This window comes from Pseudoalteromonas sp. SCSIO 43095 (assembly GCF_023650455.1).
In the GTDB taxonomy this organism is placed as follows: domain Bacteria; phylum Pseudomonadota; class Gammaproteobacteria; order Enterobacterales; family Alteromonadaceae; genus Pseudoalteromonas; species Pseudoalteromonas tetraodonis.
Map to the genome: position 1 here is coordinate 618,923 of NZ_CP087995.1, position 26,883 is coordinate 645,805.

The 26,883-nt window shown below is 39.5% G+C and carries 27 protein-coding genes, 1 tRNA gene and 1 pseudogene; 21 read left to right on the forward strand and 8 right to left on the reverse strand.

Translation table 11 applies throughout. The features are described from left to right. Window positions 1–205: 205 nt before the first annotated feature. From rppH to LOC50_RS02940, 17 genes and pseudogenes are all read left to right on the forward strand, one after another. Window positions 206–724 (forward strand): RNA pyrophosphohydrolase, encoded by a 519-nt coding sequence (gene rppH / locus LOC50_RS02855; RefSeq protein WP_013465620.1) that lies wholly within the window; start codon window positions 206–208, stop codon window positions 722–724. A gap of 23 nt (window positions 725–747) precedes the next feature. After that, entirely contained in the window at window positions 748–3,012 is a 2,265-nt protein-coding gene (ptsP, locus tag LOC50_RS02860; RefSeq protein ID WP_250653584.1) for a phosphoenolpyruvate--protein phosphotransferase, read from the forward strand. A gap of 65 nt (window positions 3,013–3,077) precedes the next feature. After that, window positions 3,078–3,887: a sulfite exporter TauE/SafE family protein gene (locus tag LOC50_RS02865; RefSeq protein WP_250653585.1), complete on the forward strand. Its 810-nt coding sequence runs from the start codon at window positions 3,078–3,080 to the stop codon at window positions 3,885–3,887. A gap of 12 nt (window positions 3,888–3,899) precedes the next feature. Further along, on the forward strand, window positions 3,900–4,703 hold the full coding sequence (gene lgt / locus LOC50_RS02870) for a prolipoprotein diacylglyceryl transferase (protein ID WP_064663050.1): 804 nt from the start codon (window positions 3,900–3,902) through the stop codon (window positions 4,701–4,703). Between the two features lie 13 nt (window positions 4,704–4,716). Then, complete coding sequence (locus tag LOC50_RS02875; RefSeq protein ID WP_069440013.1) at window positions 4,717–5,568, forward strand: thymidylate synthase; 852 nt, start codon at window positions 4,717–4,719, stop codon at window positions 5,566–5,568. Between the two features lie 17 nt (window positions 5,569–5,585). Then, the gene (gene galU / locus LOC50_RS02880) at window positions 5,586–6,464 is read left to right on the forward strand and encodes a UTP--glucose-1-phosphate uridylyltransferase GalU (RefSeq protein ID WP_013465615.1); all 879 of its coding nucleotides are present in this window, start codon (window positions 5,586–5,588) and stop codon (window positions 6,462–6,464) included. A gap of 276 nt (window positions 6,465–6,740) precedes the next feature. Further along, window positions 6,741–7,593, forward strand: a pseudogene (locus tag LOC50_RS17415) (SPOR domain-containing protein). Window positions 7,594–7,663: 70 nt separating this feature from the next. Further along, window positions 7,664–8,260 carry an SPOR domain-containing protein gene (locus tag LOC50_RS02895; protein WP_250653587.1) on the forward strand — a complete coding sequence of 199 codons (597 nt, stop codon included), beginning with the start codon at window positions 7,664–7,666 and terminating at the stop codon, window positions 8,258–8,260. 136 nt (window positions 8,261–8,396) lie between these two features. Further along, window positions 8,397–8,987: a DUF4402 domain-containing protein gene (locus tag LOC50_RS02900; protein WP_250653588.1), complete on the forward strand. Its 591-nt coding sequence runs from the start codon at window positions 8,397–8,399 to the stop codon at window positions 8,985–8,987. A gap of 39 nt (window positions 8,988–9,026) precedes the next feature. After that, the gene (locus LOC50_RS02905; RefSeq protein WP_250653589.1) at window positions 9,027–9,476 is read left to right on the forward strand and encodes a DUF4402 domain-containing protein; all 450 of its coding nucleotides are present in this window, start codon (window positions 9,027–9,029) and stop codon (window positions 9,474–9,476) included. Between the two features lie 21 nt (window positions 9,477–9,497). Continuing rightward, window positions 9,498–10,322, forward strand: coding sequence for a fimbrial biogenesis chaperone (locus tag LOC50_RS02910; protein ID WP_250653590.1), 825 nt, complete (start codon window positions 9,498–9,500; stop codon window positions 10,320–10,322). A 3-nt stretch (window positions 10,323–10,325) separates the two neighbouring features. Further along, complete coding sequence (locus tag LOC50_RS02915) at window positions 10,326–13,316, forward strand: hypothetical protein (RefSeq protein WP_250653591.1); 2,991 nt, start codon at window positions 10,326–10,328, stop codon at window positions 13,314–13,316. 18 nt (window positions 13,317–13,334) lie between these two features. Then, a complete protein-coding gene (locus LOC50_RS02920; protein WP_250653592.1) occupies window positions 13,335–13,997 on the forward strand; it encodes an SPOR domain-containing protein in 663 nt (220 codons plus the stop codon). 67 nt (window positions 13,998–14,064) lie between these two features. After that, a complete protein-coding gene (locus LOC50_RS02925) occupies window positions 14,065–14,658 on the forward strand; it encodes a FlgO family outer membrane protein (protein WP_069440012.1) in 594 nt (197 codons plus the stop codon). A 12-nt stretch (window positions 14,659–14,670) separates the two neighbouring features. Next, complete coding sequence (locus tag LOC50_RS02930; protein WP_138627451.1) at window positions 14,671–15,348, forward strand: FlgO family outer membrane protein; 678 nt, start codon at window positions 14,671–14,673, stop codon at window positions 15,346–15,348. 8 nt (window positions 15,349–15,356) lie between these two features. Continuing rightward, entirely contained in the window at window positions 15,357–16,034 is a 678-nt protein-coding gene (locus tag LOC50_RS02935) for a FlgO family outer membrane protein (RefSeq protein WP_214552533.1), read from the forward strand. A gap of 74 nt (window positions 16,035–16,108) precedes the next feature. After that, a tRNA-Arg gene (locus LOC50_RS02940) sits at window positions 16,109–16,183 on the forward strand. A gap of 352 nt (window positions 16,184–16,535) precedes the next feature. On the opposite strand, the gene LOC50_RS02945 is transcribed toward LOC50_RS02940, so the two are convergent. The 4 genes from LOC50_RS02945 to LOC50_RS02960 form a co-directional block, all read right to left on the reverse strand. Continuing rightward, a complete protein-coding gene (locus tag LOC50_RS02945) occupies window positions 16,536–16,877 on the reverse strand; it encodes a hypothetical protein (RefSeq protein ID WP_250653593.1) in 342 nt (113 codons plus the stop codon). 337 nt (window positions 16,878–17,214) lie between these two features. Next, window positions 17,215–18,147 (reverse strand): DHH family phosphoesterase, encoded by a 933-nt coding sequence (locus tag LOC50_RS02950; protein ID WP_250653594.1) that lies wholly within the window; start codon window positions 18,145–18,147, stop codon window positions 17,215–17,217. A gap of 134 nt (window positions 18,148–18,281) precedes the next feature. Continuing rightward, on the reverse strand, window positions 18,282–19,730 hold the full coding sequence (locus LOC50_RS02955) for a dihydrolipoyl dehydrogenase (protein ID WP_214551958.1): 1,449 nt from the start codon (window positions 19,728–19,730) through the stop codon (window positions 18,282–18,284). A gap of 54 nt (window positions 19,731–19,784) precedes the next feature. Further along, on the reverse strand, window positions 19,785–20,513 hold the full coding sequence (locus LOC50_RS02960; RefSeq protein WP_069438729.1) for a glutathione peroxidase: 729 nt from the start codon (window positions 20,511–20,513) through the stop codon (window positions 19,785–19,787). A 113-nt stretch (window positions 20,514–20,626) separates the two neighbouring features. On the opposite strand from LOC50_RS02960, the gene LOC50_RS02965 reads away from it, so the two are divergent. Continuing rightward, on the forward strand, window positions 20,627–21,526 hold the full coding sequence (locus tag LOC50_RS02965) for a LysR substrate-binding domain-containing protein (RefSeq protein ID WP_250653595.1): 900 nt from the start codon (window positions 20,627–20,629) through the stop codon (window positions 21,524–21,526). Window positions 21,527–21,540: 14 nt separating this feature from the next. On the opposite strand, the gene LOC50_RS02970 is transcribed toward LOC50_RS02965, so the two are convergent. Next, window positions 21,541–22,728: a flagellar assembly protein T N-terminal domain-containing protein gene (locus LOC50_RS02970; protein WP_250653596.1), complete on the reverse strand. Its 1,188-nt coding sequence runs from the start codon at window positions 22,726–22,728 to the stop codon at window positions 21,541–21,543. 139 nt (window positions 22,729–22,867) lie between these two features. On the opposite strand from LOC50_RS02970, the gene LOC50_RS02975 reads away from it, so the two are divergent. Continuing rightward, the gene (locus tag LOC50_RS02975; RefSeq protein ID WP_036983405.1) at window positions 22,868–23,326 is read left to right on the forward strand and encodes an LPP20 family lipoprotein; all 459 of its coding nucleotides are present in this window, start codon (window positions 22,868–22,870) and stop codon (window positions 23,324–23,326) included. Between the two features lie 72 nt (window positions 23,327–23,398). Here the strand turns inward: LOC50_RS02975 and flgN are convergent, their stop codons facing one another. From flgN to flgA, 3 genes are all read right to left on the reverse strand, one after another. Beyond that, window positions 23,399–23,830 (reverse strand): flagellar export chaperone FlgN, encoded by a 432-nt coding sequence (gene flgN / locus LOC50_RS02980; protein ID WP_250653597.1) that lies wholly within the window; start codon window positions 23,828–23,830, stop codon window positions 23,399–23,401. Beyond that, window positions 23,823–24,143, reverse strand: coding sequence for a flagellar biosynthesis anti-sigma factor FlgM (gene flgM, locus LOC50_RS02985; protein ID WP_036983407.1), 321 nt, complete (start codon window positions 24,141–24,143; stop codon window positions 23,823–23,825). Before flgM ends, flgN begins: the two co-directional genes overlap by 8 nt. Before the next feature lie 75 nt (window positions 24,144–24,218). Beyond that, a complete protein-coding gene (gene flgA / locus LOC50_RS02990; protein WP_250653598.1) occupies window positions 24,219–24,926 on the reverse strand; it encodes a flagellar basal body P-ring formation chaperone FlgA in 708 nt (235 codons plus the stop codon). Window positions 24,927–25,063: 137 nt separating this feature from the next. Here flgA and LOC50_RS02995 point away from each other — a divergent pair, with 137 nt between their 5' ends. After that, window positions 25,064–25,996 carry a chemotaxis protein gene (locus LOC50_RS02995; RefSeq protein ID WP_036981697.1) on the forward strand — a complete coding sequence of 311 codons (933 nt, stop codon included), beginning with the start codon at window positions 25,064–25,066 and terminating at the stop codon, window positions 25,994–25,996. A gap of 20 nt (window positions 25,997–26,016) precedes the next feature. Further along, the gene (locus LOC50_RS03000; protein ID WP_138626804.1) at window positions 26,017–26,847 is read left to right on the forward strand and encodes a CheR family methyltransferase; all 831 of its coding nucleotides are present in this window, start codon (window positions 26,017–26,019) and stop codon (window positions 26,845–26,847) included. The last annotated feature ends 36 nt before the right edge of the window (window positions 26,848–26,883 follow it).

Below are 26,883 nucleotides of genomic sequence, written 5' to 3' on the forward strand. Positions count from 1 at the left end.
AAAGTTATGCACAAGCTGTGAGTAACCAGCACAAACAGTGTGGTTTTTATGTATGGCAGTGTTATTTGTTATTCACATGCAATGGATTTTGCCATTAATTTGCCTTAACCGAGGACGTTAATGGGGCTTGTACGTAATAGTATTTGCCGTATTGCAGCTAATGTGGAACAATCATAAAAAATCGACTTACAAATGAGGCACTAAGGTGATTGATGCCGAAGGTTTTCGTGCCAATGTCGGAATTGTAATTTGCAATAATCAGGGGCAAGTGTTTTGGGCCAGACGCTATGGTCAACACTCTTGGCAATTTCCCCAAGGCGGTGTTGATGATGGTGAAACACCAGAACAAACTATGTACCGTGAATTACACGAAGAAGTAGGTTTGCGACCAGAAGATGTAGAAATAGTTGCAAGCTCAAAACATTGGTTACGCTATAAATTACCCAAACGATTAATCCGTCGCGACTCAAGTCCGGTGTGTATTGGGCAAAAACAAAAATGGTTTTTACTGAAGTTACGCTGTAAAGATGAAGATGTAAATTTACTAAAAACGCACCATCCTGAATTTGATGATTGGCGGTGGGTGAGTTATTGGTATCCAGTAAGGCAGGTAGTATCGTTTAAACGGGATGTTTATCGACGTGTTATGAAAGAGTTTGCTCCTTTTGCTATGCCCTTCAATAAGCGAGAGCAACAAAAAGACAATTGGCGAAGCAAAAGGTAGTTTTACATAAAAAGGAGCAGTGTATGCTGGCAACACTCAGATCGATAGCTGAGTCTGTTTCGCAACAAGCGAATTTAGACGATGCGTTAGTGTGCTTTGTGAAAATGGTAAAAGATGCCATGAATACCCAGTGCTGCTCCATTTATTTTGCCGATTACAGTCAAGATAACTTTGTACTAATGGCCAGCGAAGGGTTAAACCCCGATGCGGTGGGTAAATTTAGAATTGGCTTTACTGAAGGACTTGTTGGGCTAGTTGCTCAGCGCGAAGAGGCGATTAACATTGCGTTTGCTAAATCGCATCCTCGCTTTAAACTCTCCCCAGAAGTGAACGAAGAAGGCTACAACGCTTTTTTGTCTGTGCCTGTTGTTCATCAAAAAAAGGTATTAGGCGTTATTGTTGTGCAACAGAAAATGGCTCGAGTATTTTCTCAAGATGAAGAGTCGTTTTTAATTACGCTCTCAGCGCAGTTAGCTTCACAGCTTGCGCATGCCGAAATAAAAGAAGTATTGCGTCAAGATGAGTCGTCTCATCAAACATCGGTTTTAAAAGGGGTGTCTAGTGCGCCAGGCATTAGTATTGGTAAAGCCTTTGTTGTTATTCCTAAACTTAATTTTAAGTCCATAGAGCTTACTAAAAATAGTGATGTGAATGAACAACGCCGTTTATTCACGCAAGCGGTTGCTGCAACGCGCAAGGAATTTAGCACCTTATCGATGACATTAAGCGATACCATACCGCAAGAAGCGTTGGCGGTGTTTGATGTGTATCAGCAATTATTGGATGCTAAAAGCTTAGGTCATAATGTAGAGGCACAATTACAAGAAGGTTGGTGTGCAAAAAGCGCATTAAAAATTGTGATTGAACGTTTAGTTGCGCAGTTTAATGAAATGCAAGACCCTTACATTAAAGAGCGTGCGGTTGATGTTAAAGACATTGGTTTACGGGTGCTTCATCACTTAGTGAATACCGAGCATGCAATAAAAGACTACCCTGAAAACACAATCCTCATCGCTCACACATTAACTCCTGCGATGTTAGCCGAAGTGCCAAATGAGCGTTTAGTAGGTGTGGTAAGCATTAATGGTTCAGCTAATAGCCATGCCTCTATTTTAACGCGAGCAATGGGGGTGCCGGCGATCTGGGGTATTGAAGATTTACCGTTATTGCAGTTTGATAACAAAGAAATGATTTTAGATGCTTTTGCTGGGCGTTTATATATTTCGCCTTCGCAAATGCTTATTGATGAGTATACCGAGTTACAACATCAAGATAACTTACTCAATAATCGTTTTTTAGAAGAGCAATCACTGCCTGCAATTACCATGGACGGGGAGCATATTAGTTTATTGCTCAACGCTGGGCTTGAACTTAATACGCAACAAAATAGTGCCCATATTTGTGATGGTGTTGGTCTTTACAGAACCGAAGCGTGGTTTATGCAAAAAGGGCAGTTTCCGTCGCAGCAAGAACAAGAAAAATGGTATCGAGAAGTACTCAGTAGCTATTATCCTAACCCCGTAGTTATGCGAACGTTAGATATTGGTGGCGACAAAGTTTTAGATTATTTTAATATTACCGAAGAAAACCCGTTTTTAGGATGGCGTGGTATTAGAATTAGCCTAGATCATCCTGAGCTTTTTTTAGATCAGCTCAAAGCCATGCTCAAAGCGAATGTTGGCTTAGGTAATTTAAAAATAATGCTGCCTATGATCAGTGGTACTGATGAAGTTGAAGAGTCGCTGGCATTGTATAACCAAGCCTATTATGAGTTAAGCGAAACATTTCCTGAGCAACTAATAGAAAAGCCAGATATTGGCATTATGCTTGAGGTACCTTCAAGTGTATTTATGCTGCCAGAGTGGTCTAGAAAAGTCGATTTTTGCTCAGTGGGTAGTAACGATTTAACTCAGTATTTATTAGCGGTAGATAGAGCAAATGCCCGTGTGGCCGATTTATTCAATCCTTATCATCCAGCTGTGTTACGTGTATTAAATAATATTGCCAGCGAATGTGAGCACTATGAATTGCCCTTTAGTTTATGTGGTGAGCTTGGCGGCGATCCCGAGGGAGCAATATTACTCATTGCCATGGGCTATAGACGCTTAAGTATGAACTTATCGTCGTTAAATAAAGTGAAATGGGTGCTTAGGCGCTTAAATGTTAGTGATATGGAACAATTACTGAGCGAGTGTTTAGCACAGCCCAATGCTAAACAAGTGTTGCGTTTAACCCGTAATTTTATGATAGAGCATCAGCTAGGTAATTTATTTTATACACCTAAATGATAGAGCTGTTATTGTTTATATAATCAATTAAAATATACATATTCTTAAATGTATTAGAGATAACTATGTATGAACTAGGACTTCTAGTTGCAAGTTGTGCGTTATTAGGTTGCATTGTTGGTTTTTTAGCAGGACTTCTAGGCATAGGCGGTGGTTTAATCATTGTGCCGGTGCTAACGAGCTTGTTACTGGGTTTTAATGTGGCCGCTGCCGATCATGTATTAGTTATCGCTATTGCGACATCTTTAGCCTCTATTTTAATTACCTCGACCTCTTCAGCGTTAGCTCATCATAAAAATGATAATGTGCCTTGGAAAATTGCCCCTTGGGTAATGTCGGGTGTGGCCATTGGTGCCTTGATTAGCGGCTTTGCTGCCAGCTTTATACCTGAGAAAATGTTACGAACCGTGTTTGCGGTGAGTGTGGTTTTTATTGCTATGAGAATGGTGCTTTCTGCCCGTAATAAAGTGAGCGTAGGTCACCCGATGCCTGCAGGCCCCGTGCTAGGAAGTATTAGTGCGATAATGGGGGCACTATCTGGGTTGATTGGGATTGGCGGTGGCGCATTACTTGTGCCTATGCTGCACTATTTTTCGGTTGATATTAAAAAGGCAATTGGTTGCGCTGCTGCATGTGGTATTGTAATCGCCTTTTTTGGCTCTATTGGTTATATCAGCGCCGGTTGGCGAGTAACAGACTTAGCGCATGGTTTTATGGGATTTGTTTATTTACCTGCATTGTTAGGGATTGTTGTTACCTCATGGTTTATAGCGCCAATAGGCGCCAAAGCAACACATTACTTACCTGTAAATACAATTAAGAAAGTTTTCGCGATGTTACTTGTTATCATCTCTATTAAAATGGTTTTTAGCTAAAGGTTTATTTTTATGGCACTGGAGTTTCCTCAAATTGATCCAATAATTTTTTCTATTGGACCACTTAGCGTTCGTTGGTATGGATTAATGTACTTAATTGGTTTTGCGTTTGCGATGTGGTTTGCTAATCGCCAAGCTAGTAAGTCCGGTTCAGGTTGGACTAAAGACGAGGTCAGCGATTTACTCTTTTACGGCATGCTGGGCGTTATATTAGGTGGGCGTATTGGTTATGTTCTGTTTTATCAATTTAGCTATTTTATCGAAAACCCCTTATATTTGTTTAGAATAGACCAAGGAGGAATGTCGTTTCATGGTGGAACACTGGGGGTGATCACTGCAATTGCTATTTTTGCTTACAAGCGTAAAAAATCGTTATTACAAGTCGGTGATTTTGTAGCACCTTTAGTGCCTGTTGGTTTACTGGCTGGGCGTATAGGTAACTTTATTAATGGCGAATTATGGGGGCGTACCACTGATGTTCCGTGGGCAATGGTGTTTCCAACTGGAGGCCCGCTTGCACGCCACCCTTCACAACTTTACGAAGCTTTTTTTGAAGGGCTTGTATTGTTTGTCATATTACTGTGGTTTATTAAGCGTCCACGTCCTGCGGGAAGTGTGTCGGGTTTGTTTTTACTGGGTTACGGCGTATTTAGATTTTGTATTGAATATTTTCGCCAACCAGATGCGCAATTGGGTTTATTTGCCGACTTTATCTCTATGGGGCAAATTCTATCGTTACCAATGATAATTGGCGGGTTAGGCTTACTTATTTGGGCCTATAAACAACCACAATCAAAAACAGCGGCAAAAGCTTAAAAGAAGAAGTTAGATGAAACAATATTTAGAATTATGTCAGCGCATTGTTGACCAAGGACAATGGGTTGAAAATAAGCGTACCGGTACACGTTGTTTAACGGTTATAAACGCTGATTTAGAATACGATGTGGCTAATAATCAGTTCCCTATGATCACCACGCGAAAAAGTTATTACAAAGCAGCTATTGCTGAATTGTTAGGTTATTTAAGAGGCTATGATAGTGCTGAGCAGTTTCGTAATATAGGCTGTAAAACTTGGGATGCCAACGCCAATGAAAATAGTGCCTGGCTCAATAATCCTAATCGTAAAGGTGAGGATGATATGGGGCGCGTTTATGGCGTGCAAGGACGAGGCTGGCAACGCCCTGATGGTACAACACTAGATCAACTGGCAAAGGTCATCAATAATTTAAAAAATGGCATTGATGATCGCGGTGAAATTATTACCTTTTATAATCCAGGTGAGTTTGAGCTTGGCTGCTTGCGCCCATGTATGCATACGCATACCTTTTCATTACTAGGCGACACCCTGTATTTAACCTCGTACCAACGAAGTTGTGATGTACCGCTAGGTCTAAACTTTAATCAAATTCAATGTTTTGTTTTATTGGCACTGGTTGCACAAATTACTGGCCACAAAGCCGGTAAGGCATATCATAAAATCACCAATGCCCACATTTACGAAAATCAGCTAGATTTAATGCGAGATGTGCAATTAAAGCGCGAGCCATTTGCTTCTCCTCAATTAAAAATTAACCCAGAGATTAAGTCGCTCGAAGATATAGAAACATGGGTAACACGTGATGACTTTGAGGTGGTTGGTTATCAATGCCATGAAGCGATTCAGTACCCATTTTCAGTTTAAAAAATAAGGAGAGCATAATGAAAGCAGTGATCCCCGTAGCCGGCCTTGGAACACGTATGTTACCGGCTACTAAAGCAATTCCAAAAGAAATGCTGCCCGTTGTAGACCGTCCACTCATTCAATACGTAGTTAGCGAAGCGGTTGCCGCTGGCATTAAAGAGATAGTGCTAGTAACGCATTCGAGTAAAAACTCGATTGAAAACCATTTTGATACCAGCTTTGAATTAGAGGCAACGTTAGAGAAACGTGTAAAGCGGCAATTACTTGCCGAAATACAGTCTATTTGCCCTAAGGACGTGACGATTATTCATGTACGTCAAGGTGAGGCAAAAGGCCTTGGCCATGCTATTAACTGTGCCGCCCCTATTATTGGCAATGAACCTTTTGTGGTTATTTTACCCGACGTTATTATTGATGATGTAGAAAGTGACCTAACAAAAGACAACTTAGCTGAAATGATTACTCGCTTTGAGCAAACTAAACACAGTCAAATTATGGTTGAGCCAGTCCCTAAAGATGACGTAGATAAATTTGGTGTTGTGGATTTAGGTGATGTTGAGTTAAACCAAGGTGAAAGCTCACCTATTCAAAGCATGGTAGAAAAACCACCCGTTGACGAGGCACCTTCAAACCTTGCTGTGGTTGGTCGTTACGTGTTGAGTAAAAATATTTGGCCATTACTGGCTAAAACCCCTCAAGGTGCTGGTGATGAAATTCAGCTAACAGATGCAATAGCCATGCTTATGCAAGATGAAAAAGTAGATGCCTACGCAATGAAAGGCCGAAGCCATGATTGCGGCAGTAAAATTGGTTATTTAAAAGCAACTATTGAATTTGCTCTTCGTCGTGATGAATTCGCCGGTGAGCTTAAAACGTTTATTAAAACGTTAATTTAAATAAACTTATCATTATTAGAAGCGCCTATATGGCGCTTTTTTTGATTGTAAAATAGCTTTTTTAGTATTTTAAATTATCACTATTTTTGCAGTTATACAGACATATTTAACATTGTGCTGTAATCGCTATGTTAAAGCAGGTTGTTTTGTTGTTAACGTGCTTTGTTGATTCAATGGAAAATTGACTTAATTGAGCGGTCTAAACTATTGAAAGAGAAACAATCAATATATGAATACAGCAAAAAGTATCACCGATATCTGTTAGTCGTATTACTGTTGTTATTAAGTACTGGTTGTACGATATCGCCTGATAAAACATCATTAAATGAACAAGTTAAAGATTCACCTGAATATGTAACCATCACAGCGCTCGAGCTTGCTCAACTAAAAGGTGCCGCCTTGCAATGGCAGCAAGCACGCTCTGGGATAAAGCGGCTATTAAAGTTAGAACGTGAGCTCACATATTTAGTTGATCACCTAGATATTATTAACAGTAAAGCAATAGCGTAATCTAATCAGGCTGTTAGCAATCGTTATGCTCGCTTATCAATTAAGACTAATACCTCGGCAAACCTCAGGTATGGCAATAACTACGCAAGCACCTCAGATAAAGTTGAACGACCGAGACAAAGATATAGTAACCGCTACGCAAAATCCTATAAAGGGGACGCTTCCATACAATCAGCGACACAGTAGTCGCTATGCTAGCGTGCCACAAAAATAATTACAGCCCCTTCAAAAAGCTACAGTAAACGAACTGTTCGCTCGCCAGTGAAAGCCATTAGTTCTAGGGTGAACAAAAAGGTTGCCTCTAAAATATCGATGGCAACAAAAGTGACAATGGTTGATACCAACAAAAAAAGTATTTGCATTGCAGGTTGCGTCACTCGATTCACAAGAGAGTGTTGCTAAAGAATGGAAGCAAATTAACAAAAAAGCAGCGCCTTTGTTTAAGGACAAAATCACGACAAATATTGAAAAAGCAAAGGTTAATAACAAAACCTATTATCGATTAAAATTAGGTGAGTATTTTAACTTTAAAAGTGCAGAGGATGATTGCGAAGTATTTAAATTTTATAAAGTTGACTGTTTTGTGAGTAACTACACTGACGGACCAATCAGGTTATAAAACAGTATTACTTGGCGCTTTTATTGCATAATAGCTTTAGATAGCTAGTCTTTTGTAATGGGTGCCTAAAGTGAAACTTCATTTAATAACATTATTAATACCATTTGCATTAGCTGGTTGCAGCAACCAGCTAATGCCCTCAGATTCACAAAGCGACAAGCTTGTGCGTGAAAAAGATATAAAACCTTACCTAGAGCAATGGGATAACAACAAAGAGCAAATAGCGCGCTTAAGCACCATGGAAGAAGACTTATCGTTATTGATTCAAGCTCTTTCTGCTCAAACAGATATTGATACCGTACCAGAGCCGATGAAAGAGAAGGTAAAACGTGTTGAATATGGCTCTAAGCAACCTTTACAACCCTCATCAGAAACCGCTTTAGCTGATAATACTACCAGTACAAACGAAGGGATTTACGGTGTGCAAATTGGTCGCTATTTAATTTCTAATGGGGCCAAAAGGCAAGTGCAGCGACTAAAAGAGCAATACCCTCAATTAAACAGTATTTTGCAATACCGTATTAATGAGCAACAAAAAGAATCAACTATCTTTTATAGTGTTGTAGCAGGCCCTTTGAAAAATCAACAGCAAGCAGCGCAGCTGTGTTTATTTTTTTATAGGATGGGTAATAAGTGTACCTTAGCGTCATTTTTAGAGGAAGTTTAAGGTTTTTTACGTTTATTTTTGCATCTTGTTATTATAAATCAAAATAAAGTAGATATTTTCTAACTTTTTAGTGATTTTGGCCGATACTTAAATTAACCTGAACAAAAGGTTAACAACTTATATCTAAGGGAAAACTATGAACAAAATATTTACTAAAGCAGCATTAGCTGCATCAATGACTGTTCTTTCTTTCGGTGCGGCTGCAGAAACTGCTTCTTTTCAAGCGGGTGTTACAGTTCAAAACGCATTCACCTTTACGAATGATGCACCACTAGATTTTGGTACAATCAGGGCTTCAGGTGATTTAACTGGGACGGAGACTGCAACATTAGTAGTAGCCGCAAACCCTGCTACTGCTCCTACAACGGCTTCTACAGATGCAACCGCAGCTGAAATTGCAATTTTAGTAGCAGGTACACCGGCCTCATTCTCAGTTTCAGGTGTATCTCCTTTTGGTACATTGACCATTACAAATCCGACTGAAAGTGCGATTGCGCCTGATACAGCACCTGCGGGCACTGCTGCATTTACTTTGGGCACTCCAACGTATTATGTGTTAACTGGTGCGACGCCTAATAGCGCAGCTACAACGACCATTCAGGTTGATTCAAATGGCGAAGCAACTTTTAATTTTGGTGCAACATTAACCACAACAGGGGTTGCTGCAACTAGTGATTATATCGATGGATCATACAGTGGCACGTTTACATTAGAATTAAATTACTAATGGGCAAAGCCTGCTTTATTGTATAAAGCAGGCTACTTTATGAAATTAATTTTACTCATACTAGCAGCTTTCTTAACTACGGATTTATACGCACAAGTTACACCGCTTGAGCAATTGAATTTTGGTAAAATTGTTATCAGTGATAATCAAAGTGTTAGCTCTATGACCTTGTTGCCCAGTAACACAAACACCTTAACCAATAAGATATATTTACTTGAAAAAGGCCATGCAGCCGAATTGTTGCTTGAAGGATACCCTGCACGTATCCAGGTAAACGTGAGTGACTTTGTAAGTGATCAGCCCCTAAATAACATTTTTGGTGGCGCGCCACTGATTTTAAATCAACTCATTTATAATGCGACCATTACAACCGATACCACAGGAACGGCTTTATTGAGAGTAGGGGGGCAATTAAGTACCTCAGGTGACGGAAATAATTATAAAGATGGTATCTTTGATACTACAATTGAAGTGACGCTAAATTATTAGACAACTAGAGATGTTGATTAAATGACAATAATAAAAACTTTTTTTATCTTAGTAAGCTTTATCTTAACTAGCTTCCATTCTTATGCAAACTTACTTATTTCCCCAACAAGAGTTAATTTTGATGAGCGTCAGCGTGTTGCTAAAGTCATTGTTGTTAATAACTCTAATGAAGCAAAAACTTATAGGTTGGAGTGGCAAGATAAAGTCGCACTAGCTGGCGGAGGGTATGCTAATTTAGCGGCTGATCAAGAAAGTTCATCTTCACTTAAAAATATGGTTAGGATCAGCCCATCGCAAGTTAGATTAGCACCAGGAGAAAGGCAGATTGTTAAGCTTGCTATTCGAAAGCCAAAAGGTTTAATAGAACAGGAATACCGCTCTCACTTAGCATTTAAAGCACTCCCTAATGAAACTCAAATCCAGCAACAAAGACTGGGTATTAATTTGAAATTACTATTAAGTTACACTATCCCTGTTATTTTGCGAAAAGGAGCTGAAAAACCTAATGTTAATATTAGCAATTTACAGCTTATACACAGCCCAGAAAAAAAGGCGCTTGAGATCGAAATTTTACGAGAGGGTGGCTTTAGTTCTTTTGGCAAGTTAGAAGTTTTCTTTAAGCAAAAAGGAACGGATACAGAGAAAAAGATCGCTATGTTAAACGATTTTAGTATTTACCCTGAGCTCAAAACAACAACGGCGACGATACCAATTTTTGTAGATCAAAATATTCCGAAAAATGGCCAAATTCGCGTAATTTATACAGGACTTAAAGAATATCGCGATACTATTTTTAGTGAAAAGGTTGCGCCAATCAATAATGCAATTATCGGTAATTTGAAATAGGCGATGTATTACTTTAAGCGGTTAAAGTGGTTGCTGATCATTTTTTTATCAATTGATCCATTATTAGCAGCAGAGCCTGATACTCAGGCCATTTTTGCTAGCATAAAAAAAATAGATAAAAAATGGCAGCAATACAACACTGAACAAGCTTTAAATGAAAGAACAGAGCCTGAGCTTAATGTGCAGCAAGGTGAGGGTATCCCCGAAGGGGAGTTGTTATTTTTTTCATCGTTCGTGAAAAAAAATTACCTGGGTGAAATGCTCGGGGTGAAAAGTAAAACCGGTGTATTAATAGATTTATTAAGTTTTTCAGAAAGCCTGGATTTTGCTATCGATATAAATAGCGATGACCTTATTGCTCAAGGCTGGTTTATTCGTGAAGATAATCAGTTTTATCTAGACTTAAATACAAATACAGTACAAATTAACGGCGCTAGATATTCATTTAACAGCCAACAAGCTTATGCTGAGAACGGCGATATGTTTGTTGATAGTAACTTGTTAGCGCAGTGGTTTTCGTTAGATATTGATATTGAATATTCAGCACTTGAGCTAAATGTAAGCTCCCCTACCAAATTGCCTATAGAATTAAAACGCGAAAGAGAGCAGCGAGAGACTGTAACTAATAGAGAGTCACGTCAAGCAATATTACCTTGGAAGGCCAGTCCATACAGTGCAATTTCATCTCCTCTTGCTGATGTGCAGCTTAGTGCAACCAAGAGTAATACGGATTCAGCAATAGGGTACTCTGTATTAGGATCAAATGACTTGGCTTATTTTAATGCTCAGTATTTTTTTGCAGGACGAAAACAAGATTTACTATCAGATTCAAGATTATCATTTAGCCGTCAAAGTAAAGATGCACGATTATTAGGTCCCTTAAATGCGACAACTGTTCAATTTGGAGATGTATTAGCAACTCAAGTCGGTAAACAATTTAATAGTAGTTACGCCAGAGGAGTAAAAGTTGATAACAAACCACTTTTTAAACAGGTTAATAGTAATCAAATTAATTTAACGGGTGCTATTCAACCAGGGTGGGATGTTGAGTTATACCGTAATGATGTACTGCTAGCGCAGCAGTTTAGTTTAGCTGATGGGCGTTATTTATTTGAAGACATTGATTTATTATTTGGCGCTAATAATTTTGAGCTGATTTTTTATGGTCCACAAGGACAAGTAGAGCGAAAAACAGAGCAATATTTTATAGATGGTAATAGTTTGTCAGCAGATGAATCGTTTTATGAGTTGTCAATTACTGAGCAAGGTGAGCAGTTATTCAATCAGTCACTTTATTCGACACAAGGCAAAGGTTGGCAGCTAGCGGGTCGTTATGAAACGGGATTAACTGATTATTTATCGGTTTATGCTGGTACATCAATATTAAATAGCAATTCGGGTGATAATGTTAACAATTATGCCTTTGGTTCAAACCTGAGTATATTTGATAAGGTATTACTTAATCTAGATTATGAAAAAAATAATAACGATGAAGATAAGCTAGAGGTCGCAGCTAGAGGTGAATTAGTTGGTCAATCGGTACGTTTAAGCCTGTCTCAAAACAATGAAAAAATAGTTGGTGATACAGATACAGCGAAAACTGAAAGTTATCAACTATACACGGCAGGAAAGTTATTTGATGAATCATTTGGAAGCTTGAGCTATCAAAATACGCTCGCCTATAACAACAGAGAATTTAGTGACTCATATTTAAGTGTTGATAATACCTTATCGTATAATTTAGGTGGTACCGTTGTTAGTAACAATTTAATTTGGCGAAAATTTGACTCTTTAGACGATGCAACAACACTTGGCAGTATGCGTCTTCAACATCGATTTGGTAAAACATACACTCGTTTTAGTGTTGACTACAGCGCAGACTCTGGTTCGACTATACTGGGTTACCAAGCAGAATTAAGCCGTAATTTATCTCAGAATTTGCAATCTGAATTCACACTAAGAAACTCCCGTATAAACGATTTAGTTTCTATGGAGTTGGGTCTAAATTGGCAAAGCGATAGTTTTAGCTTAAATAGCACAATGAGCTACGATGACGATGATAATTGGCGACTAGGTTTATTTAGTCGCTTTAGTATCGGTTTTGATACGAACACTGACGAGTACTTTTTAAGTAAAAGAAGCCTCGTAAATTCAGGGACTTTAATGGTTCGAGTTTTTCTTGATTCAAATAATAACAATATTCAAGATGATGGGGAAAAGGGAATTGAAGGCGTTAAGGTAAAAGGAGTTCAAAATTATCGCCGAGCTGTAACTAACGAAAATGGCTTAGCGATACTTAAAGGTATGCCGGCGAATAGAACAACCGATATAGTGATTGAGCCTGGTAGTATTAGTGAGCCTTTTTTAGTTGCCGCCAACGATGGCTTTTCTATTACGCCCCGTGCCGGTTTTGTCGAATACATGGAAATACCGCTTAATCACAGTAGTGAATTAGAGGGAACTGTTTACAAACGAGATGAGCAAGGCAGCAGTGAAGTACAGCCTTTTGCTACCGTTAAATTACTCGATAAACAAGGTAAGCAAGTGGCGCAAACGCAAGCTGCCTATGATGGCTATTATTTGTTTACCGATTTACGCCCTGGCGAATATAAAGCGGTTATAGATGATGAGTTTAAGCAGCGTAAGTCCTTAAAAGATACGCAACAAGTAATGGTAAATTTACCAGCGCAAGGTGAAGTCGTAATGGGCGTTGACTTTGAACTGAAAGAAAAAACACAAACGCCAGCGTATATTGCCAATGCGGGTGGGTTTTCATCATTGCCGATTATGAAAGCGTATTATCAACTTATTAAGCGCCATCTAAATGAGCAATCAAAGCGTGATGCTTTTTATATTAAAGACGATAAACAAAAGCGGTATATTTTAGCCGTCGCTTATGCCGAGTCTGCCCAAGGAGAGCTTGAACAAGTATGCGCAGAATTAAAGGTGAAAGGCTTGAACTGCCAAGTCCAAGCGCAACTTATTAGCCACTAATAACAATAAGGTTTAACCATGCAACATGCTAATTTATATAAACGCTATTTAATACTCATCGCCTGTATTGGTGCTCTTTTTATATCTGGATGCAGCAGTCCCAAAACAGCAGTAGAGTCGCCTCAGCCTAAACAAGCCAGTGCAAGCCTTTCTGACGAGGAGTTAGCGCAGCTAAAAGCATCGTCTCAGCAGTGGCAAGCAGCCAAAGCAGGTGTTGAACGTTTATTAGTGATTGAACAAGACTTAAAGTTGTTAATAAGCCAATTAAATGCGGTGGCAAATCAAGGGTCTGCATCAAAAAATACGCCTGTAGTACCAACAGCTAAAGCTTCAGCTGAAACGGTAGCACCAAAAGAAGCACAAAAAGCTCAAGTGGCAACGAATGCAGCAGCTGATGAAAAACAAGCCGTTAAAGCCTTATTTGCCTTACAAGTGGCAGCCGTTACCGACAAAGACCGACTTAGCCAAAGTTTAAATGAAATAAAAGCCAGCGCATCTTCATTATTTCAGGGCGAATTTGTGGCGAATGTAGAAACTATTAATGTAAGTGGGGTTACTTACTACCGTTTAAAGCTTGGGGCTTATCAGGAACAAGCGAATGCCGCTGCTGATTGCGATAAACTAAAACAGCGCCAAATCAACTGCATTGTGAGCCATTACACGCAGCAGCCATTAAAATAAATATGTATCTAGGGTGTTAGGCATAATAATTGCTTTGTAACTATTATGTTTTTAGAGGATGGCAACTATGCGCCTTTTGTTACCCTTACTATTATTAAATTTAGCGGGCTGTAGTTTAACACCTCAGCCAAAGCCAAGTATAAGCACTGATGCGCCTAAAGCGGTTATGGCACCTTATACGCTTAACCAGTACGTAAATAGCTTGAGTGCCCAGCTTAGCCATATTAAAGAGCCTTTTAAAAGCACCGCTTCAATTGCGGTCAGTAGCTTTTATTTAGCAGATGCCCTAGATTCTCATGTTGCTCAAGGGCAAGGGGCAGGGCTTAGCCAGCAAATTCAGGAAAGCTTAATAACTCAATTCACCCAATTAGGTTATAACACGGTTGAATACCGGCTTGAAAACCAACTTAACTTATCAGCGAGTGCAGACTCAGTACTTAGCCGCAATACTGGCAATTTAAAGCAGCGTCAGATTATTGACTTTGTCATCACCGGTACTTTAACCCGTCAAGAGCATGCTTATATTGTTAACGCGCGCATGGTAAATATGCAAACTAATCAAGTTGTATCTGCCGGCAGTACTGAAATTCCCATCAATGTGATGTGGAGCAATGAAAAAATACAGCAGCGCGGTGACTATATTTACCGCAGTGAATATTAATTAGGAGCGCACATGAAACGCCTACTATTAACTTTATGTTTGCCACTAGGCTTTGGTTGTTCACAAATGAAAAACCATAGTGACACACAAATTACCGACGATGCACCTATGTTTTTTGAGCAACGCCCTGTAGCCGCACCTACACAAAGCGACTCGCTGTATCAAAATAAAACAGCAGTGATGAATAAAAACAAACAAGTTAACACGCCAACACGCAAAAATATTAATCACTATGTGCGTGGCATCATGCAAGACATGGCTGAAAATTTACAGTACGTAAATACTAAAACGCCATTGGCGGTATCGAGCTTTGTATTTTTAGACCGTGACTATAACAATGCTGACTTAGTGGGCAATCAAATTGCCGAGAGCTTTATGCATGAGCTACATAATTTTGGTGTACCGGTAATCGATTTTAAAACCACCGATTATATGCGTGTAACCCCTGGTGGCGATTTTGTTTTTAGCCGCGACTATTTAGAGCTTAACCAAGAACAAAACTTTAGTTACGTATTAGCAGGCACGTTAGTAAACCACCAAGGCGGCATATTAGTAAACGCACGTATTGTTGGTTTAGCGAGTAAAGCGGTTGTAGGCTCTGCACAGGGCTTTATTCCGCAATCAGTTGTTGATGCGCTAAATAGCAGTAACAGTGCTGATGGCATTATGCTTAAACAGGCGAGTAAGTGAGGTTTATCATGGCTAACTTAGCTAAGCGCTCAGCTTTAATTAGCATAAGTGCATTATCACTATTACTTTCAGGCTGTAATTTACTAAGTGAATCTAACATGGCTGAATCCGCCAAATCTGAGCCAGAGCAAACAGTGGTAAGTGATCTTGATTTTAACCAAATCATGTCGCAAATGCAGCGCAATGACGAGCAAGAGCAATATGCTGATACAACGCAGTTTAACCCTAACAAGCATCATAAAAGCTTAGTTAACTACGTAGAGCAAATGGCACTTGATTTAACCGACACCATGCAAGTAGTCCCGCAAGATGCAGCGATTGCAGTCACGTCGTTCGTTGATTTAGACGCAAGTTTAACTACAGCAAGCCAGTTAGGTAATCAGTTATCAGAAACTTTTATACATCAGCTACAAAAGTTTGGTTATAGCGCGGTTGATTTTAAAACAGCCAATTTAATTACCGTTAATGAACAAGGCGACTTTGCATTCACCCGAAACACTCGCAAGCTTGCAGGTACGAATATAGCCAGCCATGTTTTATCGGGTACATTAATTTACCGTGCAGATGGGGTTGTTGTTAACGCTCGCGTGATAAATATTGAAAATAAGCGCCTTGCCGCCAGCAGCCGAACATTTATACCGCTTTACGTATTAAATAAAGAAGATATATATTTATCAAGCAATTAACTTAATTTGAGGCTTGATATAAAAAACCAGATACCGTTATAATTTCTAAACACTTAGTACTTAGCACCCAGCGTGGCCTCTTAGTTAAATGGATATAACGGCCCCCTCCTAAGGGGCAGTTACAGGTTCGATTCCTGTAGGGGCCACCAATAAAATCAATGAGTTACGCTCTTTCTTTGTTACTATATCAACTCTATGTAGTCTATTTGTAGCAATGTCAGCTATGTGCCATTTGCGGATGAAAAGTGAATTTGAAAGCCTGTTGGGTGGCGCCTTCGGCTTAACCAACCTACCTTTTGACTTGGGTCGGATAAGTGGTGAAGCTAAGCCACAACATCCGACAAAAATGTATTACTATGTAAGTTGTACGAGTTTTGCTTCCAGATTAGCGGTATACTCATTTACATTTGCAAGCTCATGCTCTAACTGGGTCTTTATAGAAGTAATTGATTCATTGTTTGAGATATGATTAGTTCCGTCATTACAACCATTTAGCTTCAATTATGTAACCTGAGCAGAAGTGCCATAAGAACTAATTAATGCAGTTAAAGCGCTAATTTCAGTCTGTTGCTCTTGTTCTATTGCTGATTTATTTAATTCAATTTTAAGTTTTTCAATTTCTTCCTTTTGGATGCTTACCGAATAAATAAGCCAGATGACGGCAAACAGTGCAATCACAACACCAGCAGTACCGCTCAAATAACTGTCAAATGCTCCCCAGTCATTGGAATTTTTGGATAATGAACCATTAAAAACGCTCACATATGAAAATATGGCGACGATTAACGTTGTTACTACCACTAATAAAGACAAAAGAGGTTTCCAAAATTTTTTAATCCACATATAAGATTCCAATTATTATATAACAGCTTTGTCTGAGGACACTTTTCCTATTTTAGCGTGAAAACATCCTTATTTTATGAACTTATTTAAATATGTGAAAAAGGGAAGAATATCCTTTTATTATTACTAAGACAATTACGACTCGCCTGAATGACTGGTTCACAGCTCAACGAAGCTCTCCATTAAATTTTTCATATAAAAAAGCGAGCTATCAACTAGCCCGCTTTATAAAATACTTTGCCGAACCCCGAACCCCGAACCCCGAACCCCGAACCCCGAACCCCGAACCCCGAACCCCGAACCCCGAACCCCGAACCCCGAACCCCGAAGCTATAACTCAGCCATCACTGGTAATTGTAGCAATCAGCTCACTCAATACTTCTTCAGCTTTGCTGGTTTCTACTTGGCAAGTGCCAGCATTTAAATGGCCGCCGCCGCCATATTTAAGGCATAACTCGCCCACATTGGTGTTTGAGCTACGGTTGGTGATTGATTTACCAATGGCGTACACCACGTTTTGCTTTTTAAGCCCCCACATTTTATGAATTGAGATATTACACTCGGGGAACATGGCGTAAATAACGAAGCGGTTAGTAGCGTAAATGGTTTTTTCTTCGGTTAAATTGAGTACCACTAAGTTGTCGTGTACTGATGAGCAGCGGTCTATTTGCTCTTTAGCTTGTGCGTTGTGCTCGTGGTATAACGCAACACGCTCGGCAACATCTTCCATTGCTAGTATTTGTTCTATGCTGTGATCTTTACAGGCGTCAATTAACTTCATCATTAACTGGTAATTAGAAATTTTGAATTCACGAAAACGGCCAAGTCCTGTACGCGCATCCATAATAAAGTTCATCAGTACCCAGTCTGTTGGGTTTAAAATTTCGTCTTTTGAAAATTGTGCAGAATCCCCTTTATCGACCGCTTCCATCATGTCAGTTGAAATATTAGGGAATTTCTCTGCACCGCCATAATAGTCGTATACAACGCGTGCCGCAGAGGGCGCATCTGGGGTAATAATGTGATTTTTTATATCGCTTGCGTTACGAACGGTTTCACTCAAGTGATGATCAAATGCAATATGACAACCGGCAACATAGGGGAGGTTAGTGGTAATATCGTTGCTGGTAATGGCTATTTTACCGTCTTGCATGTCTTTTGGATGCACAAATAAAATATCGTCGATTAAATCTAAATCTTTAAGTAATACGGCACACACTAGGCCGTCAAAATCGCTTCGAGTGACAAGTCTATATTTATTATTGCTCATTTTCGGTCCATTTTTGTTTGTTTATTAATCTGAATGTAGCAGTTTAAACGCCATTTTATATACCAGTTTTTAACATAAAAAAAAGCCAAAACAATGGTTTTGGCTTTGAGTAGCAAGTGTGTATTAGTGATGTGTTATGCGCCTGGGCCACATTCCATACAATGGTTAAGAATGTCTGGGCCAAATTTTAATTTAGCGTTTAAATCACGCAGTGCCGTGCGCAGGCCTTCTTCAATAACAGGGTGATAAAAAGGCATATCTAGCATTTGTGGTACAGTCATTTTGTTTTGTACAGCCCATGCAAGTAAGTGAGCAATGTGCTCTGCTTGTGGGCCTATAAATTCAGCACCTAAAAATAAACCGGTACCGTGCTCGGCATATACGCGCATGTGCCCTTTGTTTTTTAGCATAACGCGGCTGCGACCTTGGTTTTCAAAGCTAACTTCGCCTATTTCAAAGCAATCACAGCTTCCTAATCGTTGGCTAATTTCTTTAAAGCTTTCACCAACCATGGCTATTTGTGGGTCGCTAAACACAGCGGCAATTTTAGCTCTACGTAAACCAGCACGCACTTGAGGGTAGCGGCCTGCGTTTTGCCCTGCGATAGTGCCTTGATCGGATGCTTCGTGAAGCAGTGGGATCATGTTACTGGCATCGCCGGCAATAAATATGTGAGAGTCGCCACATTGCATAGTATGGGCATCAGCGAGTGGTACGCCACGTTCATCAAGCTCTATGCCGGTGTTTTCTAACCCTAGCTTATCGGTGTTTGGTACTCGCCCGGTTGCAGCCAGTACATAGTCAAACTGCTCAGTATGTTTAACACCTTGCTTGTCGGTGTAGGTAAGCTGGGCTTTATCACCTACTTTTTTCATGTCTGATACGTTTGAGTCGGTATCAACATAAAATTCTTCTGCAAATACGGTGTTAGCGTAATCTTTAACCACGGGGTCGGTTAATGGGCCTATGGCACCACCTACGCCAAATAGTTTTACCTTTACGCCTAATCTGTGCAACGCTTGGCCAATTTCAAGGCCTATAACGCCAGGGCCAAATACGGCTACTGATTCTGGTAAATCATCCCAGTCGAATACATCGTCATTAATAATCAGTCGGTCGCCAAAGTTATTAAATACGCCAGGGTAAGATGGGCGTGAACCCGTTGCAATTACAAAGCGTTTGGCAGTAATAATGGTGTGGTCGTCTATTTGTACGCGGTTGGCGTCTAAAAATTGTGCATAGCCACGAATTTTATCTTCGCTAGGTATTTCATCTACGGCTTCTACTACGAATCCTGCAAAGCGATCGCGCTCACTTTTTACTCGTGCCATAACGGCTTTACCGTCAATTACCGGTTTTGAGCTGTGAACTCCAAAGGCAGGGGCCATTTCTATTGAGTGCGCGGCTTCTGCTGCTGCAATCAATAATTTACTTGGCATGCAACCAACACGTGCGCAGGTTGTACCGTAAGGGCCAGATTCAATCATAAGTACGTTTTGAGTAAATTGTTTAGCATTACGGTAGGCACTTAAACCAGCGGTACCTGCACCTATAACAACAACGTCGGTTTGCAATTCTTTCATAGTGTTTTTCCTTTAATAAACAGGGGCGTTGCAGCCCCTGTTTTATTTACTTAATTAAGCAAAGTATTTTTCTAGGTCGTCTGAGCCACCAATGTGCTTACCGCCAATAAATACTTGTGGTACGGTTTCACGGCCCGATACCGCTTTAAGGCTGGTAAGTGATGCGCCAGCGCCCATTACAATTTCTTCAAAAGCAAAGCCTTTAGCTGTAAGTAGCTCTTTTGCTTTTTTACAGAAAGGACAGCCAGGCTTAGTAAATAGAGTAACTGCTTCTGGTTTTACTTGAGTTGGGTTGATGTAATCAAGCATAGTGTCAGCGTCAGATACTTCAAACGGGTCGCCTGGTAAATCTGGCTCAATAAACATCTTCTCTATTACGCCATCTTTAACCAGCATAGAGTATCTCCAGCTGCGCTTACCAAAACCTAAATCGTTTTTATCAACTAGCATACCCATGCCGTCAGTAAATTCGCCGTTACCGTCTGGTAATAAAGTAATGTTTTGCGCTTCTTGATGTTCAGCCCATGCGTTCATTACAAAGGTATCGTTTACTGATACACAAACAATGTCATCAACGCCATTTTGTTTAAATACACCGGCTAACTCGTTGTAGCGCGGTAGGTGAGTTGATGAACACGTTGGTGTAAATGCACCAGGTAGTGAAAACACAACAACCGTTTTACCTTTAAAAATGTCGTCTGTAGTCACTGATTTCCATTCGTCGTTTTGACGCGTTGCGAATGTTACGTTTGGGATTGTTTGACCTTCAATATTGTTTAACATGTTTTTAGTTCCTCTTGATTTGTTGATAGCCATTATGGCGAACAATTAAATATAGTTCCAATCGTTTGTTTGTATTAAACTGATAGGTATAAGCTATCAGGTTGAGTGTAAATATGAACTTAAAAGATTTAGAGTATATCAAAGCGGTTGCCCACTATAAGCATTTTCGTAAAGCAGCCGATGCCTGCTTTGTAAGCCAGCCTACCTTAAGTGGGCAAATTAAAAAGCTGGAACAAGAATTAGGCGTTATTATTTTTGACCGCTCTACCAAGCACGTTACCTTAACTGCCAAAGGTGAACGTTTATTGACACAAATAGCTGTCGTTTTAGAGCAAATACAAATATTAAAAGAGCTGGCAGCAACATCTAATGAACCACTGCAGGGTAAGCTAACCATTGGTATTATTCCAACGATTGCGCCGTATTTATTACCTACGCTACTAACATCAATGAAAGCAGCGTTTATAAATAGCCAGTTTTCGTTTATTGAAATGCAAACAACCACTATTTTAGCTGCGTTAGAAAGTGGTGAAGTCGACTTTGCAATTTTAGCGGATGTACCTGAACTTAAAAGTTACCATACCATTGATTTATATAAAGAAGACTTTTTAGTTGCCGTATCAAGCGATAACGCATTGTGTAAGCATAAAAAAGTGGCACTGCAAGACCTGCAAGGTTGCAACCTATTAATGTTAAGTGATGGCCATTGCTTTAAAGATCAAGCCCAGCAGTTTTGTTTTTCGGCAGGGGTAGATGTTTCCAGCCAGTATCAAGGAAATAGCCTTGAGACTTTATTGGCGCTGGTGGCGATGGATGATGGTGTTACGTTTGTGCCAAAACTTGCAGCAATACCACGAGTGGGTATTCATTATTTGCCTATTTCTCCTAATCAACAACGTAATATTGTATTTGCATGTAGAAAGCATTACCCGCACTTATCTGGGGTTGAGCAATTGGCTCAGTGGTTAAGCGCCCACTCTAATTTAAAGGCTAAACTAAGCGAGGCGCTTTAGCATTTTACATGCGGCTATTGCTCGGCAATCTCTACAATGTCATTAATTTGTACGCCCGGCAAAGGCTGATCATTAATACTGACGGCAATAGCGCTGTGCTGATAAAGCTGCTCAATTCGTATACGGTTAAGTGTAGTGATGGTATGCGGCATAGTGTTGCCTTGTGCGTCGGTTAAATAATTATGATGGGCAATACTCAGTTGTTGGCCTTTTTCTAAGCCATGAGCCTTACCTAAATTAATCACTAATTTATTGTTTTCCATATGCATTATTTTACCTTGAGTAGGTAGACAGGCCATGGCTGCTTGTAGGTCGTAACTTAAGGTTTGGTTTATATCACTAATGCTTTGGCCAAAAGGTGATTGCCAAAACCGATTACTATTTACATCAATAATGGCTGTTTTTTCAAATGGCCAAATTGCTTGGCTTTGATAGCTCTTTTGCCATAACGGCTCGTAAGTGGTGCCATTAAATAAGCTAAACTCTATTTGGTAGTGGCGCTGATAGCTTTCATCTTGCCAAAACGCATAGTCGCTATTGAGTTTATCGCTGGTAGATAAACTGGTTATTTGACTTAACAGCACATATTGCGCATTGCTGCGTGATGAAATTTCTTCTAACTGACTGTTTGAATAGTCATGCTGTTGATTAAAGTAGGTATCAACCTTTATAGCTTTGTTGAAATAGGCAACGGGTATTGCACTCATTTTTGATTTTTGCAACGAGGTATAAATGTTTTTACTGACTGCTTTGTTAATGTCAAATATTTGACCCATTCTCGCTTGTTCACGATTTGTTAGTTGGCTTTGCGTGACAGCTATAAACTTATTAAAGTTGCTTTGCGGGCACAGTTCAGTTTGCGCAAAAATATCTAGGCGTAAGGTAATTGCAAACTCATCACTACTGCGGTTTTCGCTAACGAGCTCTATTTTTTGAATTTCGCCTTGGCTACTTATTTTTAGCTGATCTTGGGTTAAAATACCATCAACAAGGGTTTGCACCGAGCTCACCCGCGCACCAGAGAATACAAGGGCTTGGGTAATCGCATCTTTTATTGCAGCGGCCTTTGCACCGGGAATGTCGCTATTTTGAATAACCGCATGGCCTGTAGACTCATACCACTGAGCGTGGGTAAAAGGTGAAAACGTTAATACCGCAGTGGTGCTTAATCCTGCCAATACTGCTTTTAAAAACGATTTCATACTCTTACTCCAATTAAACGTTAGCGTTAATGAATCTCAGCAAGTAATGTACCACTATTATTTGTTGTTACAGAATATAGGTATCACTGGCATTAAACGTGCATAACTGAGTTTAATTAGTTTTTAAAGGCCCTGTATGATGCGAGTAATGCCATTAATGATCACATTAGGCTGCTTAACGTTAAGCGGTTGTAGCAATTTATTTGATAAGCACGTTGAATATAAATATGTTGAGCCAAATAATTACCCTGTATTAAAAGCAATAGGGTACGCGCCCATTAGTTTGCAGTCGGGAAGTAATGACACTCAAAAACAACTTATGGCGATTAAGGCTTCAAAGCTAGAAGCATACCGCGAACTAACAGAGCAAGTATACGGGCAAAAAATTACCGCAGGTACAACCGTTGCAGGCTCTGTTGCCCAAGATGATTATTTACAAAGCAAGGTACAAGGTATTATTAAAGGCGCACAAATTATAAAAACATATGCCGTAAATGATATGTATATAACTGAGCTTGAACTTAATATGAAACGCGTTCACGACTTGTACATAGGTGAGATAAAGCCACGTGAAGTGAAAAAAGTGACTTATTACTGAGCGACAAATTATTACCCATAAAAAAACGCTTAAACGGATTATCGTTTAGGCGTTTTTTATGGGTATTCTTTTTTAGGCTTTAAGGTTTCGCACAATGCTGTTATCGGTATTTACTACGCTACCAGCTTGATCGTAGGTCATAGACGAAGGTGCACCAATTAAAATACCTTTCAGTTGCTTAACACTTAACTGTGCCTGGTGCGCTGCGTGAGCGTTAACTTCATTTTGTTTTTGACACTGCTCAAGCTTTTCTCGAGTTAGCTTTATTAAGTCAGCGTTTTCATCTGTTTGCTGATCATTACTGGCAATTAGTTTGCTGAGTTCTTTATCAAGGGTGCTTATACTGGTTAAAAAAGACATTTTTTGTTGGGTAATTTCTTTTAAACCTTCGCCTCTACGTGAGGCAATAGCATTAAGCTCTTGAGTAAGAAGCTCACTCAAGGTTGTTAAACAATTTATTTGTTCGTTTAGTTTAATCGTAATTAAACTATTGTGATCAGCCATAAACATTAAACTCGAAGTCTGCTAAATTTTTGGCAAGTTTCTCACTGTCTATTTGATACTTGCCTTCAGTAATCGCTTTTTTAAGCTCAGCAACTTTGTTACTGTCAAAATCAGAAGACTGCTGCGCTTTCTCTTGTAACGATTTTAATTGCTTAGCTTGCGGTGTTAAGCTCACCGAATCGCTTGCAGCTTTAGGTGAAGGCGTTTGTGCAGCCTGTGTATTTGCATTATCTCTTTTTAAATCAACTTTTTGCTGTTGAGTGTTTGTTAAAACACTCGGTTGTTGATTTGATTTATTTACTTGACCGACCATAATAAAAGCCCATTTATTACCCAACTGATGCCTTTATATCGGCATTTATTAAAGATACTTTAGCATAAATTTATATTAAATATTTACCTGAACTGACTCTACACCATCTACACGCGCATTTAAAACTTTACCTGTCTTTTTGTTTTCTACTCGTACTTGTTCACCCAAGGTGCCATCCTCTAATGCAACACCCGTGGTTTTTACTCTTAACCCTTTAATGTTGGCAAAAATGTTGACAGAGTCGCCTTTGCAAACCATACAAATTTGATTAAGTAGTACTGGCATACCTTCACGAATATTACGTTTGCTGCGGCTACCAATAAGTAGTGCAGGGTCATCAAGATACTGAACACGTATAAAGTGCACAGGGCGCATATCAATACTTAAATGGGATGGAGTAATCACTTCACCTCGTGCTAAGTTAGTAGTTGCAACTACAACCGGTGCTGATTCAGTGATTCTAACGTGCACGTATTGTGCCCAGTTCTCATTATCGTTGCATTTTATCTGAATGGTGACCTGACGATTAAATGGGGGCTCACTTGGGGTTTCTAGCGCTAGTTCTGAGTTACAATGGCGATCAGGTATGCGGCTATCTAACGGTAATGCACTGAACTGTATTTTGTTATCATTTGTAGCTACTGCTTTTTGAGCAACATAAGAAACAGCCATTTCTTGTAGCGATTCTTTACTAAATACTTGAGCCTTTAGTGGTAAAGTGAAGCAGAGGCTAGCAAGAAAATAAAAAACACTGTATCTTCTGGTTTTTTTTAACAAACTCATAATGTTTCGACTATGCTTATGGTTGCAAACAGGGTATAAATATTTTGCGTCAGAATTTAGACGCCCCCGTTGTGTTATGACGCTTTATTAATTGAAAGCAATTATCGTTCCTTATATTTGTTTTCTTAGGAGATTAAATGGCCGGCATTTTAGACTCAGTAAACCAACGTACACAGTTGGTTGGGCAAAACCGCTTGGAGTTATTGTTATTTAAGCTTAATGGGCGTCAGCGCTTTGGCATTAATGTGTTCAAAGTAAGAGAAGTTCTTCAATGCCCTCCATTAACCAGCATGCCAAAATCTAATGCTTATATTCGTGGTGTAGCACACATTCGAGGCCAAACTATTTCAGTGATTGATTTATCGATGGCTGTAGGCGGGCGGCCCATTAAAAACATTGAAGACAGTTTTATTATTATTGCAGAATATAACCGCACAGTGCAGGGTTTTTTAGTTGGTGGTGTTGAGCGAATTGTTAATATGAACTGGGAAAAAATAATGCCACCGCCATCAGGAGCAGGGCGTTATTCTTATTTAACAGCCGTCACTGAAATTGAAAATGAGTTGGTAGAAATACTCGACGTAGAAAAAATCTTAAACGAAATTTGCCCAGTTAATACTACGGTAAGTGATGATGTTGCCTCGCAAGGCACTATACAAAAAGATTTAGGCGAGAGAATAGTATTTATTGCTGATGATTCGGCTGTTGCGCGAAATCAAGTAAAACGAGCATTGGAACCATTAGGTGTAACAACTGAGTTGGCTAAAAATGGTAAAGAAGCTTTAATAAGATTAAAAGAAATTGCAGAGCTCGATTGCGTAAATGATATTACAGAGCGAGTAGGGCTACTGATTTCTGATGTAGAAATGCCAGAAATGGATGGTTATACGCTGACTGCAGAAATCAAAGCTAATCCTAAGCTCGCGCCACTACATGTGATTTTACACACATCATTGAGTGGTGTTTTTAATCAAGCGATGATTGAAAAAGTAGGAGCAGATGATTTTATTGCAAAATTTAACCCAGACGAGCTTGCAACAGCCGTTAATAAATGGGTTCATCGTGATTAATAAACATAGGTGTTATTGATTTGACTAATAAAGATTTACAGCAAAATGAATACGATCAATTTCGCTTATTTTTAGAACAACAGTGCGGTATTGTTTTAGGTGAAAATAAGCAGTATTTAGTAAAGAGCCGTTTGGCACCATTAATGTCTCGATTTAATGTTGATTCGTTATCTGAACTGGTAAGTAAAACGCTAGGTGTACATGAGCGCCAGCTGCGCGCAGCCGTTGTTGATGCCATGACAACCAATGAGACATTGTGGTTTAGAGATCAGTATCCGTTTGAGTTACTTAAAACCAGATTATTCCCTGAGTTTAAAACGTTAAATAGGCCATTAAAAATATGGTCTGCGGCGAGCTCATCAGGACAAGAACCCTACTCAATAGCGATGTCGGTTGCTGAGTTTCAATCCAGCAGCCCTGGTGTTTTAAAAATGGGTGCACAAATAATTGGTACAGATATATCAAATACCATGCTTGATATATGTAAACATGCTGAATATGACGCATTGGCATTGTCTCGCGGACTCTCTGCACAGCGCCGTAAAAAGTTTTTTAAAGACAGCGGCAATGGCATGGCACAAGTGGTTGATTCATTGAAAAAGCAAGTGAGCTTTAGGCATTTAAATTTGCTCGATTCGTACGCCTTAATGGGTAAGTTCGATATTATATTTTGCCGTAATGTTTTAATTTACTTTTCACCTGAGGTGAAAGCCAAAATAATTGCAAAATTCTCTCAAGCACTTAACCCTAAGGGGTACTTATTTTTAGGTGCGTCGGAGTCTATGTCTGGTTTAAGTACTGACTTTGATATGGTGCGTTGTAACCCTGGTATCATTTACCAAAAAAAATGACCTTCATAAATATATTATCCCTCCACTAAACGACGC